Below are 12,694 nucleotides of genomic sequence, written 5' to 3' on the forward strand. Positions count from 1 at the left end.
CTCGCTTCCCAAAGGGACTCGCAATGTATTTTTACGAACCGTCTCAAGGCCATGGCCTGCCCCACGACCCGCTCAATGCGATTATCGGCCCGCGGCCTATCGGCTGGATCTCCTCGCTCGATGGTGAAGGACGACAGAATCTCGCCCCGTACAGCTTCTTTAACTGTTTCAATTACCGCCCGCCTATTATCGGCTTTGCCAGCAGCGGCTGGAAAGACAGCGTGCGCAATATTTGTGAAACCAAAGAGTTCGTCTGGAATCTGACGACCCGTGCGCTGGCGGAGCGTATGAACGAGACATCCGCCTCACTCCCGCACGGCGAAGATGAGTTCGCCTTTAGCGGCCTGACCCCGCTTGCCAGCCGCATTATTAAAACACCGCGTGTCGCAGAAAGTCCGGTGCATTTTGAGTGCCGCCTGTCTCAGTGCATTCAACTGACCAAAGCAAACGGTGAGGCGCTGGATAGCTGGCTGGTACTGGGTGAGGCGGTTGCCATTCATATTGATGAATCCCTGCTTGAAAATGGCATCTACCAGACGGCCAAAGCGCAGCCGATCCTGCGCGCGGGTGGCCCGACGGCCTATTACACCGTTACCGACGCGCAGCGTTTTGATATGCGTCGTCCGGATGATCGCTAAGGTATCAATGTGTGTCAGGTGGACACTGTTTCGTTCACCCACACTTCTGCGCCGAACACGTGAACATATTAAAGGGGACCACCGCGGCCCCCTTTAATATGTTCACGTTGCCCTGTACGGAAATCGGTGCGTTGCACTACGTTCGCCTCCCAACCTTCCGTCTGTGGTCGGTTTGACTCACGTGACTGGCCCCATCGCATTAAGCCCGCCGTCGTTTAGTCACAAAAAGCCGCTGTATACGTTTTTATTCACCCATCCATTGAAATGGCGAATATTTGCGCAAATAGTATACTGATATGTCCTTACTCACTGAGGAGAAAACACAATGGCATCCGGTTGGGCAAATGACGGAGCGGTACAGGATCAAATAGACAGCACTATTGAAGATGCTGTGGCGCGTGCGCGTCACGACTTGCCGAAAGGAGAAAGCCTTAAAGAGTGTGCAGAGTGCGGCGAACCGATTCCGGAAGCGCGTCGCAAAGCGATTCCCGGCGTTCGTTTCTGTCTGCAATGCCAGCAACAGAAAGATTTACATAACTCTACACATGCAGGATATAATCGCAGAGGATCGAAGGATAGCCAGCTTCGTTGACTGTTCTTTACCTCTCTCATCAGCGCAAGCGGTTGCTTTCTTGCGCACAAAATTCCGCAGATAAAGTAGCATTCTGTGCCAGAAAAAAATCCCGCGGCTGCCGAAACGGCAAAACACATAATTTACATCAATAAATCACAATAATTTCATTGACTTGGTGATTGTTCAATTTTTTAGAACAAGGTCGTCAATTCTCTTAGATTTTCTCTCTCGCAAAAAACCGTGATACTTATCACATCGACGGAACAACGTCTCCTTAACAGAATAACCTGCGAGATTATGACCATGAAAACCATCAAATATGCTGTAGCCGCTATCGCTCTTTCAACCCTTTCTTTCGGTGCTTTCGCTGCACAGGCCATCAGCCCGTCTCAGGCACAGAGCATGAATAAAGTCGGTGTAGTCTCTGCTGACGGCGCGACCACGCTGGACGGCCTTGAAGCACAACTGGCTGAGAAAGCAGCCGCCGCTGGCGCAACGGGTTACAGCATCACGTCCGCAAACAGCAATAATAAAATGAGCGGTACTGCGGTTATCTACAAATAAGAATGTTTTACCCCGTCGGCGACCCTCCGACGGACACTGCTCCAACCCTCATTGACCCTGTTGTTGTTACCCTTTTTGGCCCGTCCAGTGATGAGACGGGCTTTTTTTCGTTTGAACCACGCTTAAAAACTCGCGTCGATACGCGCTAATGCGCTCTCAAGCGACTCTGACTCGCCAGTTGCCACCAGGCAGCACGCCATTTCAATTTTTAACGACTGAGGGACAGGCTCACTTCCGGCCAGGCAGCGTTCAATCCATTTAGCCGTGGTTTCGGCATCTTTGGCCGCCGGCAGAACGACATCCGCCAGTTCATTCTGACGTTCATAGATAACGCGGCTCCCCTGCGCATCAATCAGATTGATTTGCGGGCAGCGTTGTGGATTGGCGTAAACCTCCCCTTCCGTTCCGTGCATCAACAAACCTCGCCCACCGATATCGCTAAAGAATTTCCCCACACGCGAGACGTATTCGGGATGCGACACGCTGGAGAGGCGCAGCGCGGCGTCTTTCTCAAACGGTGTGGCCAGTTTCGCCAGCGTATGGGCGCTGTTACGCACGCCCATTATCCAGCGCAACGCTAACTGTTTTTCCAGCGGCGGGCACAGCGCGCTCACCGGAATGTACACCGGCTGATGTCCATCGAGCCGTGCCTGGGCCTGACCCGCATGGTGCGTCGCCTCAATACCCAGCAGCGCGAAAATGGTTTCGCTGACTACCCGCGTCGGATCCTCGCTGACACCGTGGACCACCACCGGGAAACCCAGTTTGTGCAATAAAATAGCCAGCAGTGGCGTCAGGTTTGCCTGTTTACGCGCACCGTTGTAGCTTGGGATCACAATCGGCATCGGTTTCGCGACTGGCGGCGTAAGGCGCATCGTACGTTGCTGCATTGCCTCGTAAAAACCGAGCATTTCCGCTTCGCCTTCACCTTTAATACGCAGAGCTATCAGGATCCCCCCCAATTCCAGATCGGGTACATCACCCTCCAGCATCCGGGTGTAAAGCCCCCGGGCGGTATCAAAATCCAGATCGCGGGCATGATTTTTCCCCCGGCCAATCTCTTTAATGATTTTGCGGTAATCCATCAAAACTCCTTACAGGCTCACAATGTCAGCGGCGCTTACGGCGGCTTTGTTTCGGTTTCTTCACTATAACGTCTGGTACATCTGGTTGGGAAATAGGAAAAACCGGCAGCGCGTCCAGCAGACGTTTGCCGTAGCTTTTACTGAGCAGGCGGTTGTCATAAATGACCACTTCACCGTGACAACTGTGGCTACGTATTAAACGCCCCACCTGCTGAATCAGCGTAAAGGAGGCGCTGGGGAGACTTTGCACCTCGAAAGGGTATCGATTGAGGCTTTTAAGCCATTCGCCTTCGGTAATCACCACCGGGCTGTCGATAGGCGGGAAGGCAATTTTATGGATATGTACCTGGGTCAGGTAGTCACCTTTTAAATCAAGCCCTTCGGCGAAGGACTGCAGCCCCACCAGCACGCTACGCTCGCCGCCGTCGATACGTTTACGGTGCAGTTCCACCAGACGGTAGCGCGGCTGATCGCCCTGCACCAGCAACAACAGCCGTAGATCGGTCACAAACGTCAAAAAGAGCTGCATCGCCCGCTGACTGGCGAACAAAACCAGCATCCCCCGGTGAGCGTTGCTCTCTACCTGTTCGCGGAAATAAGCCGCCATCTCAGCAAGATGTTCCGCCTCGTTCTCAACCAGCGGGGCATAGCGCATTTGTGGAATGACAATTTTGCCCTGCTCAACATGATTGAACGGCGAATCCAGGCTCACGAAGCGATCGCCTGCTTTTTCTTTCAGCCCGCTCATCTCCTGCAGGCGCGAAAAACTGTTCAACGAGCGCAGGGTCGCAGAGGTCACAACAATATGCGGCACGCTGCGCCAGAGCAGTTTTTCAAGTTGATCGCTGACGCGAATGCCAACACAGTGGAAGTACATATGCAGTTGCCCGTCGCGCACTTCACGGGTTGCCCATTTCGTGACCGGCGCGCCAGAGGCCTGCGCCATTGCCGCCAGCCGCCATAATTTGCTTTGCGCCTCAAACATTCCCAGCGCCCGGTTCATCTGCAACAGAACCCGGTGCAGACGCACAATGTCGTGACTACCGGTTTTCTCGCTCAGGTCGTTGAGAAACAGTTCTGCCAGCCCGCGCAGCATATCGGTGAGTTTGGCCAGCCGCTGACAAATAGCCATCACTTCGTCGGGCAACTCCCCCATCGCAAACCGGTGTTCGGCCTCCTGGGCGGCGGGCATATATAAATTGAGGATGTTGTTAAGCGAAGCAATCAGTTCGTAGAGTTCTTCGCAGTGGGCATTCAGGCGCTCAGGCGTCGCCAGCGGCGGCGTAGTTTTCGGGCGAAATTGCTCAAGGCAGGTCGCCACCAGCTTGCAGAAAAGGTCGAGTTGCAGGCGAAACCAGGGAGCGGTGATCTCGGCACTCATCTCCAGCGCATCACGCGCTACATCCGGCAGATGATGGCCTTCATCCAGCACCAGTAGCAGGTTTTTCGGTTCCGGCAGCACTGCCTCGCTTTCCATCGCCGCCATCACCAGCGCATGGTTAGCCACCACCACTTCGGCTTCCTGGATCTCACGCCGGGCGACAAAAAACGGACATTCACGGTAGTAGTGACAATTACGATTGAGACAACTGGCTTTGTCGGTGCTGAGCCGCCGCCAGAGATCGTCTTCGATAGCCTGATCCGTATGATCGCGTAAGCCGTCCCACTTGTAGCTGTCGAGATCGGCTTTCAGCTTCGCGCAGCGCTTCTGCTCTTCCTGATTATTAGGGGTTAATTCGTCATCCAGAAAGGCCAGCAGATCTTGCTGCGAAGGCTCGGTGCTCGCCAGCGCGGTCAGGTTACGCGGGCAGACGTAGCGCCCACGCCCAAAGGCAGCGGTAAAGCGCAAATCGGGGATAATTTTACGCAGCAGCGGCAAATCTTTGCTGTAGATCTGATCCTGCAAGGCGACGTTGGCGGTACTGACCACCAGCGTTTTTTGTTCTTCACGGGCGATGGCAATGCCGGGAATGAGGTACGACAGGGTCTTACCGACGCCTGTCGGCGCTTCAATGGCCAGATGCCGCCCCTCTTCCCCGGCGAGCGTTTTCGCCACATCGGCGATCATCTGCCGCTGCGGTGCTCGAGGAATAAAGTCCGGAATCTGTTGTTGCAACGCCTTATACCAGGCGGCAATTTGCGCTTTTAGCGCGGCGGTGAGGGCCATCGATAAACCTGAAACACTGTATAAACAGCCACTATTGTGGCATTTTTCACGTTTCAGGGGTAACGCTTTTTCGTATTACGGAAAGCCGCTCGCAAAAATGACTCTCAGCAAACCGCCACCCGGCATCCCTTGGATAAAACCGTTCTTCGCAATCACCTGGTTGAGCCGGGTAAGGGTTCCGGGTTGCGACCTGACAGACATTTTCTGTCGCCGCGCCCGTTTTCGCAGACCGGATCACAATTTGGCATACGAATTTACGCAACGCCTTTTGTCACATTGAATAATTTTTTTCGCGGTGCTAGGTTTTAACTGCATTACGCTTGTTACCGACTATCGGGCAAAACCTAAATGCAGACTGAGGGGCCAATCTGCCCATATCTGTATTTATGTCTTGCCCGTTTTTGTTTTCAGGAGTTGGCGATGCTGGTCAAACAAATATTAAATAATAATGTTGTCAGCGCAGTGGATGAGGATGGTCTGGAGGTTATTTTAACCGGCCGGGGGCTGGGGTTTAATACCCACAACGGTGCCAGCATCGACCGTGACGCCATCGATAAAATATTCCGTCTGGAAGATTCGCAAATTTCTGCTCGTTTTAAAGACCTGGTCAGCGAAGTGCCGGTGGATATTTTGCAGTTAACCGCCGATATCATCACTCACGCGCGCAGCGTGCTGACGCACAAGCTCAGCGATGGGCTCTATGTGACCCTCGCAGACCACCTGCATTTTGCGTTGCAACGCCAACAAAACAATGAAGTTTTACCCAATCCGCTGGAGTGGGAAGTTCGCCATTTCTACACCGCGGAATACGCCATTGGCCGCCAGGCGCTGGGGATGGTTGTCGCCCGCACCGGAACATTATTACCCGACAGCGAGGCGTGTAGTATCGCTCTGCATATTGTGAATGCCGGGCTCAATGACACCATGGGAAAAACCGCACAAATTACACGGCTTATTTATCAGTTACAAAACATTGTGAAGTATTTTTTTAATATCCCGCTTGATGAGCATAGTCTGAATTACCAGCGATTTATCACTCATCTAAAGTTCTTTGCCCAACGGGTGATTGATGGGGTGGTGTTAAATAATGACGACGAAGAGTTCTTCGAACTGGTCCAGCGCCGTTATCAAACTACGCTGAAATGTGTCGAAGCAATGAATGAGTTCGTCAGCAAGAATTATCACCACCCCATGAGCAACTCGGAAAAGCTCTACCTTGCGGTGCACATCGAGAATATTGTGCAGCGGACGGTGCCCGACGCAGGGAAAATTTAACGCGTCAGGAAGTCTGAAACATATCGTTATTCCATCCAGGCTTGTTACTGTTCATCCCCTAAATAGACGGGTAGATCAGGCAAACCCCAGAGGAAACAAGGTCCCGATGCAGATCGGTCATTGTTGATGAAGTCGGTTTTTGACTTCAGTCTGGAGGAATTTTTATGAACTATCAGGACACGGCTCGCCAAATCATCGACAGGATTGGCGGCAAAGAGAACGTACTCTCGCTGTTTCACTGCATTACCCGCCTGCGTTTTCTTCTTAAGGATAACGACAAGGCTGACCGCGCCGCCCTCGAAGCCCTTGATGGCGTCATGGGTGTGAATATTTCCGGCGACCAGTTCCAGCTTATTATTGGTAACGATGTCGAACCCTTGTGCAAAGCCTTACTCGCAGTGCTCCCCGATCTCGACAATGCCGCTCGCCCCACCAAACGGCGTAACCCGGTTTCGGTGGTACTGGAAGGCCTGTCGAGTATTTTTTCGCCGATTATTCCGGCCATTGCCGGGGCCGGTATTCTGAAAGGTATGCTGGCGTTGATGGTGGCCATGCAATGGGTGGAAACCACTAACCAGACCTATCAAATCCTGCTGGCAATCAGTGACGGCGTTTTTTACTTCATGCCGTTAGCGCTCTCCTTTAGCGCAGCGAAGAAATTCGGTGCTAACCCTTACGTTGCGGTCGCACTTGCCGCCGTTCTCTTTCATCCGGCTATCCAGACATTGTTTAAAGCCGGCGCGCCGGTGAATTTTATCGGCCTACCGGTTCCCACCGTAAATTACGCCTCAACGGTGATCCCGATTCTGCTTGCCGTGTGGTTGCTCAGTCATGTTGAGCGCCTCATTGACCGCTTTATGCCCGGCCCGCTGAAAACCATGTTTGTGCCACTGCTGTGCCTGCTGATTGTCACGCCCATTACCCTTATTGCCATCGGCCCGGTGGGGATTTATACCGGCAATGCCCTCTCTGGCGGCATTATCTGGCTGGTGGAGAATATGGGGATCGTGGCAGGCGTCGTGGTCGGCGGCACGCTGTCGCTGATCATCATTACCGGCATGCACTATGTGATCGTGCCGATCATGATCAATAACATCAGTACCATGGGCTTCGACCCTATCAAGATCCTCTTTTACATTGCCAACCTCGGGCAGGCCGGTGCCGCCTTCGGCGTCTTCTTGCGTGCTCGCGATAAAAAGCTCAAATCACTGGCATTGACCACCAGCTTTAGCGCCATGATGGGGATTACCGAACCGGCGATGTACGGGGTCAACATCCGCTACAAACGGCCCTTTGCCGCAGCGCTGGCAGGCGGGGCTTGCGGCGGTGCTTTCGCCATGGCGATGGGAGTGAAAACCTACGCCTTCGCCTTAAGCGGCCTGCCTGGTCTTCCGGCGCTGGTGGGCCCAACCTTTTTGTGGGCGCTGGTCAGTATCGCCATCTCCTTTGTCTGTGCCGCCACCCTCACGGTGATTCTGGGGTTTGAAGAAGCAGCCCAGCCGGTCGTCGCAGGCGTAAGCCCGATGCCTATCGCCCGCTCAGAAGAGAAGCTGTTTGCGCCAGTAAGCGGTGAGCTGAAAGCGCTTAACACCCTGAGCGACCCGGTCTTTGCCGACGAGATTTTCGGCAAAGGACTGGCAATTTATCCCACCACCGGAGAGTTACGTTCCCCTGTTAACGGCAAGGTGGCATCGGTCTTTGAAACTCACCACGCACTGGCGCTGCAAAGCGATACCGGGGCGGAAATCCTGATTCATATCGGTATCGACACCGTCAAACTCGGCGGCAGGCACTTCACCAGCCATATCGAGGCCGGACAGTTTATCGAAGTGGGCGACCTGCTGGTCACCTTTGATCTTGACGCCTTACGGGCCGAAGGCATTGATCCGAGCGTCATCCTGGTAGTGACCAACAGCGAATGCTACGGCGATATCAGCCCGGTTAAAGCGAACGGCGATGTTGCCAGCCGCGACGAATTTCTGACACTGACCGCATCAGCGGCATGAGGAGCAAGCGCATGACATTTTCTAAATCATTTCCGGAAGGGTTTTTATGGGGTGGCGCGACGGCGGCAAACCAACTCGAAGGGGCGTGGAACGTCGATGGCAAGGGGCTGTCCGTGTCCGATGTCTACACCTTTGACATCAATACGCCCAAAGAGCGCTGGCTCGATCAATGGCTGGGAATGACCCACGCGCAGGTGCGTGAAGCGCAGGATCCGAACAGCACCAAATATTATCCGAAACGCAAGGGCAATGACTTTTACCACCACTTCAAAGAGGATATCGCCCTCTTCGCCGGGATGGGCTTTAAATGCTTCCGCATGTCGATTGCCTGGACGCGTCTCTTCCCGCGTGGTGACGAAAGCGAGCCTAACGAAGCCGGGCTGAAGTTCTACGACGAGGTGTTTGACACCCTGCACTCTCACGGTATCGAACCGATTGTTTCCCTCTCCCATTACGAAATGCCGCTGGCGCTGGTGACCGATTACGGCGGCTGGCCGAACCGTCAGTTAGTGGATTTCTATGTGCGTTTCGCCACGACCTGCTTTACCCGTTATCGCAAAAAAGTGAAGTACTGGATGACCTTCAACGAGATTAACTGCGTGAAGCACCACCCGTACGTCAGCGTCGGGGTGATTGAAGAGGATAACCCGCACCTGGAGCAGGATAAATACCAGGGGGCGCATCACCAGTTCGTCGCCAGCGCCCTGGCGACTAAAGCCTGCCATGCGATCATTCCCGACTCGAAAGTCGGCTGCATGATCAGCTACCAGATGCTCTACCCCCACACCTGTCACCCGGACGATTTGCAGGCCTGTGAAGAGATGCAGCGCGTGTCGCTGTTCTTTAGCGATGTGCAGGCGCACGGCTACTACCCGGCTTATACCGACCGTATGCTGGCAGAGAAAGGCGTCAGGCTGCAAAAAGTGGTGGGTGACGATGAGATCCTGCGTCAGCACCCGGTGGATTTCGTCTCGTTCAGTTATTACATGTCCAGCACCGTCAGCGCCCACCCGGAAAAACTGGAAGGGGCCGAGGGCAACCTGATCACCGGCGGTGTTCGTAACCCGCATCTGCCCACCAGCCAGTGGGGCTGGCAGATTGATCCGAAAGGGCTGCGCCTGGCGCTAAATCAGTTATATGACCGCTATCAGAAGCCGCTGTTTATTGCCGAAAACGGCCTTGGCGCAGTAGACACGGTGAATCCGGACGGCTCTATCGACGACGATTACCGCATTGAGTATCTGCGTCTGCACATCGAACAGATGCGCGAGGCGCTGGCCGATGGCGTGGATCTGTTTGGTTACACCTGGTGGGGGCCAATCGACGTGGTGAGCGCGGGCACAGCGCAAATTTCCAAACGCTACGGGTTTATCTATGTCGATCAGGATGACATGGGTAACGGCACACAGAAGCGTTCCCTGAAAAAGAGCTACCACTGGTACAAAAAAGTGATCGCCTCCAATGGCGAAGATTTGGCGGATTAAGGAGTGGATATGTCTGTTTTCCCGAACGATTTTTTATGGGGCGGCGCCATTGCCGCTAACCAGGCAGAAGGGGCATGGAATGTGGACGGCAAAGGGCCGTCTATCTCCGATGTGGTACGCGGCGGTATCGCCTCCGGCAAACATGATGCGGTTATCGACCCGCATAAATACTACGCCAGCCATGAAGCCATCGACTTCTATCACCATTACAAAGAAGACGTGGCGCTGTTCGCTGAGATGGGCTTTACCTGTTTTCGCACCTCTATCGCCTGGACGCGCATCTTCCCGCGTGGCGATGAAACCTCGCCTAACGAGGCCGGGCTTAAATTTTATGATGACCTGTTTGATGAGCTGCTGAAATACGGTATTCAGCCGGTGATTACGCTCTCCCACTACGAAACACCGCTGGCGCTGTATCAGGAGTATGGCGGCTGGAAGAACCGCAAACTGGTGAATTTCTTCACCCGCTACTGTGAAGTGGTGTTCAGGCGCTATCGCGAGAAGGTCAAATACTGGATGACCTTTAACGAACTGAACAATATGAACCGGATGCCCTTTGCGACAGGCGCGGTTGACCCCAGCTCCACGCCGCAGGAGCTATATCAGGCAAACCATCATCAGTTTGTCGCCAACGCGCTGGCCAACAAGCTGTGCCATGAGATTATCCCGGACGCGAAGATAGGTTGCATGCTGTCGCTGAGCACAGTCTACCCGGCCACCTGCAACCCGGAAGATATTTTCTCGACCATGCAGTTGCGCCGCCGTTCACTCTTCTACTCTGATGTGATGATGCTGGGTGAATATCCGGCCTGGACACCACGCCTGTTTCGCGAGCAGAACATTGAGCTGGTCATGGAGGATGGCGATCTCGACCTTATCGCCCGTTACCCGTCCGATTACCTGGGCTTTAGTTATTATCGCAGCGTGCTGCATCAGGCAGGCGGGGAGTTTCGCGTCGATACTGGCGGAACCGTCGGTCAGGACAATCCGTATCTCGAAAAAACCGCCTGGGGCTGGCCGATTGACGCCAAAGGTTTCCGTATCGTCTGCAATGAACTGGCGGACCGCTATCGTAAGCCGCTGTTTGTCGTCGAAAACGGCTATGGCGGGGTGGATGAGCCAGATGAAAACGGTGTCATCAACGATACCGCGCGTATTGATTATGGTCGCCAGCATATCCGTGAGATGGGCGAGGCCATTGCCGATGGCTGCGACATCATGGGTTACACCTGGTGGGGACCGATTGATATTGTCAGCGCCGGGACCGGCGAGATGAAAAAACGCTACGGTTTTATCTATGTCGATAAGGACAACGACGGCAACGGTACGCTAAAACGCAGTAAAAAGCGCAGCTTTGACTGGTATAAGCAGGTTATCGCCAGCAACGGCGAAACACTGTAAGGTAATGACGGAGCGGGAGATTTCCCGCTCTGCAAATATTACCGAGACAGACAAGGCTACATGATGAACACATGGAATTTGGTCGATCCTGAATTACGCCCGGCACTGGCGGATAGCCGCCCCCTCACCCTGACACAAGACGCTCTCGTTGCCCTTCGCCAACAACGCCAGCAGGCAGCGCTGGCTAATGTGCAACGTTTCCGGGATACCGGGCTATCGGTGGAAGAACATCTTATCTCCTCACCCGCACATCCTGCCGTCAGAGTCTGTGTCATTACCCCCGCTACGCCGGGGCAGAACCGAATGGGCATTTTGCATATTCACGGCGGCGGTCATCTTTTCGGTAGCCCGGAGCAGTCACTGTCGCTGACCAGCGCCACCGCGTTGCAACACGACTGCGTGATTGTCTCTGTCGATTATCGTCTGGCACCCGAAACGGTCTTTCCGGGATCGCTGGAGGATTGTTACGCTGCGCTGGTATGGATGAGCGAACAGGCCACCGCACTCGGTATCCATTCTGACCATATTGGGCTAATGGGCGACAGCGCAGGGGCCGGACTTGCGGCCTCGCTGGCGCTGCTGGCCCGCGATCGCAATGGCCCACGCATTGCCTTTCAGAACCTGATGTTTCCGATGCTCGATGATCGTACGGTGACGGAAGAAAACCCGAATCCGGTGACCGGTGAGTTCGTCTGGACGCGTGAATATAACCGTTTTGGCTGGCGATCGCTGTTGGGCTGCGAGCCGGGCTCGGAGGGGGTGTCAGCTTATGCTGCGCCGGGACGAGCAACGGACCTGACTAATTTGCCCCCTACCTGGCTCGGCGTGGGCACGCTGGATCTGTTTCTTGATGAGAATCTTCGCTTTGCGCAGGCGTTAATCCGTGCAGGCGTGGCGGTAGAAATGAGTGTGTGGCCTGGGGCGTATCACGGCTTTAACTCTGATCCGCAGGCACGCGTGGCCCAGCGGGCGCGGGAACAACGTCAGGCATGGATTGCACAATTCAGGCCGATGGCGGTATAAGCTTTTCCCCCTCACCCCTACCCTCATCTCCCCAGGAAGAGGGAGAAAAACAGAACCGAACTCAGCTCAGCTCGATCGGCCCCCCTCTCCCTCCAGGGTGTACGGTCCGGAGACATGGCAGACAGGTGTTCGGAGACATGGTGAACACTTTTTAACACCCTTTACCCATGATGATCGACCTCTTTTTCAGGTCGATCATCCCCACTTTCGTGCTGTACCACCACACCTCATAACACCCGTCCTCTGCCGTTTCCCGCAGGCCCACATACTCGCCCCTGAATGCTTTCCCCGCGCTCAGGCTCACCCCTTTTATGCTCAGCTTCCCGCTCACATCCACCTTCCTCACCTGCACCCCTTCATCGTATTCCGGGGCCTGCACCGCCCCGTTGTACTGCCTTGATGACGGCTGATAGCGTGATGCCGGAACCGCCATGTCCAGCGCTTCGTGCGGACGCTCCAGGTTATAGACCGCGCGCC

General features: G+C 54.5%; 10 protein-coding genes and 1 pseudogene. 8 read left to right on the forward strand and 3 right to left on the reverse strand.

Going from position 1 to position 12,694, the window contains the following annotated elements; genetic code table 11:
• Positions 1 to 23 precede the first annotated feature (23 nt).
• The 3 genes from ABU190_RS10035 (at position 24) to ybiJ (ending at position 1,776) form a co-directional block, all read left to right on the forward strand.
• On the forward strand, positions 24 to 638 hold the full coding sequence (locus ABU190_RS10035; protein ID WP_354691192.1) for a flavin reductase family protein: 615 nt from the start codon (positions 24 to 26) through the stop codon (positions 636 to 638).
• Positions 639 to 963: 325 nt separating this feature from the next.
• Complete coding sequence (locus tag ABU190_RS10040) at positions 964 to 1,230, forward strand: DksA/TraR family C4-type zinc finger protein (RefSeq protein ID WP_039077210.1); 267 nt, start codon at positions 964 to 966, stop codon at positions 1,228 to 1,230.
• Between the two features lie 285 nt (positions 1,231 to 1,515).
• A complete protein-coding gene (gene ybiJ / locus ABU190_RS10045; RefSeq protein WP_039077264.1) occupies positions 1,516 to 1,776 on the forward strand; it encodes a DUF1471 family protein YbiJ in 261 nt (86 codons plus the stop codon).
• A gap of 122 nt (positions 1,777 to 1,898) precedes the next feature.
• On the opposite strand, the gene ybiB is transcribed toward ybiJ, so the two are convergent.
• Positions 1,899 to 2,861, reverse strand: a complete 963-nt coding sequence (gene ybiB, locus ABU190_RS10050) for a DNA-binding protein YbiB (protein ID WP_354691193.1) — start codon at positions 2,859 to 2,861, stop codon at positions 1,899 to 1,901.
• A gap of 25 nt (positions 2,862 to 2,886) precedes the next feature.
• Complete coding sequence (dinG, locus tag ABU190_RS10055) at positions 2,887 to 5,028, reverse strand: ATP-dependent DNA helicase DinG (RefSeq protein WP_071195609.1); 2,142 nt, start codon at positions 5,026 to 5,028, stop codon at positions 2,887 to 2,889.
• A 420-nt stretch (positions 5,029 to 5,448) separates the two neighbouring features.
• Between dinG and licT the strand changes: the two genes are divergently transcribed.
• The 5 genes from licT (at position 5,449) to ABU190_RS10080 (ending at position 12,217) form a co-directional block, all read left to right on the forward strand.
• On the forward strand, positions 5,449 to 6,303 hold the full coding sequence (licT, locus tag ABU190_RS10060) for a BglG family transcription antiterminator LicT (RefSeq protein ID WP_271849848.1): 855 nt from the start codon (positions 5,449 to 5,451) through the stop codon (positions 6,301 to 6,303).
• 164 nt (positions 6,304 to 6,467) lie between these two features.
• A complete protein-coding gene (locus ABU190_RS10065) occupies positions 6,468 to 8,309 on the forward strand; it encodes a beta-glucoside-specific PTS transporter subunit IIABC (RefSeq protein WP_354691194.1) in 1,842 nt (613 codons plus the stop codon).
• Between the two features lie 11 nt (positions 8,310 to 8,320).
• Positions 8,321 to 9,793 (forward strand): glycoside hydrolase family 1 protein, encoded by a 1,473-nt coding sequence (locus tag ABU190_RS10070; RefSeq protein WP_354691195.1) that lies wholly within the window; start codon positions 8,321 to 8,323, stop codon positions 9,791 to 9,793.
• Between the two features lie 9 nt (positions 9,794 to 9,802).
• Positions 9,803 to 11,194, forward strand: coding sequence for a glycoside hydrolase family 1 protein (locus tag ABU190_RS10075; protein WP_108701778.1), 1,392 nt, complete (start codon positions 9,803 to 9,805; stop codon positions 11,192 to 11,194).
• A gap of 63 nt (positions 11,195 to 11,257) precedes the next feature.
• Positions 11,258 to 12,217 carry an alpha/beta hydrolase gene (locus tag ABU190_RS10080; RefSeq protein ID WP_354691210.1) on the forward strand — a complete coding sequence of 320 codons (960 nt, stop codon included), beginning with the start codon at positions 11,258 to 11,260 and terminating at the stop codon, positions 12,215 to 12,217.
• A gap of 151 nt (positions 12,218 to 12,368) precedes the next feature.
• Here the strand turns inward: ABU190_RS10080 and ABU190_RS10085 are convergent.
• A pseudogene (locus ABU190_RS10085) lies at positions 12,369 to 12,694 on the reverse strand (IS481 family transposase); the annotation flags it as partial.

The organism is Phytobacter sp. RSE-02, assembly GCF_040578655.1.
GTDB lineage: Bacteria > Pseudomonadota > Gammaproteobacteria > Enterobacterales > Enterobacteriaceae > Phytobacter > Phytobacter diazotrophicus.

Excerpts from the sequence above, each read along its gene's own strand:
- ABU190_RS10035 (WP_354691192.1), top strand. The coding sequence starts at position 24 with ATGTATTTTTACGAACCGTCTCAAGGCCATGGCCTGCCCCACGACCCG.
- ABU190_RS10040 (WP_039077210.1), top strand. The coding sequence starts at position 964 with ATGGCATCCGGTTGGGCAAATGACGGAGCGGTACAGGATCAAATAGAC.
- ybiJ (WP_039077264.1), top strand. The coding sequence starts at position 1,516 with ATGAAAACCATCAAATATGCTGTAGCCGCTATCGCTCTTTCAACCCTT.
- ybiB (WP_354691193.1), bottom strand. The coding sequence starts at position 2,861 with ATGGATTACCGCAAAATCATTAAAGAGATTGGCCGGGGGAAAAATCAT.
- dinG (WP_071195609.1), bottom strand. The coding sequence starts at position 5,028 with ATGGCCCTCACCGCCGCGCTAAAAGCGCAAATTGCCGCCTGGTATAAG.
- licT (WP_271849848.1), top strand. The coding sequence starts at position 5,449 with ATGCTGGTCAAACAAATATTAAATAATAATGTTGTCAGCGCAGTGGAT.
- ABU190_RS10065 (WP_354691194.1), top strand. The coding sequence starts at position 6,468 with ATGAACTATCAGGACACGGCTCGCCAAATCATCGACAGGATTGGCGGC.
- ABU190_RS10070 (WP_354691195.1), top strand. The coding sequence starts at position 8,321 with ATGACATTTTCTAAATCATTTCCGGAAGGGTTTTTATGGGGTGGCGCG.
- ABU190_RS10075 (WP_108701778.1), top strand. The coding sequence starts at position 9,803 with ATGTCTGTTTTCCCGAACGATTTTTTATGGGGCGGCGCCATTGCCGCT.
- ABU190_RS10080 (WP_354691210.1), top strand. The coding sequence starts at position 11,258 with ATGAACACATGGAATTTGGTCGATCCTGAATTACGCCCGGCACTGGCG.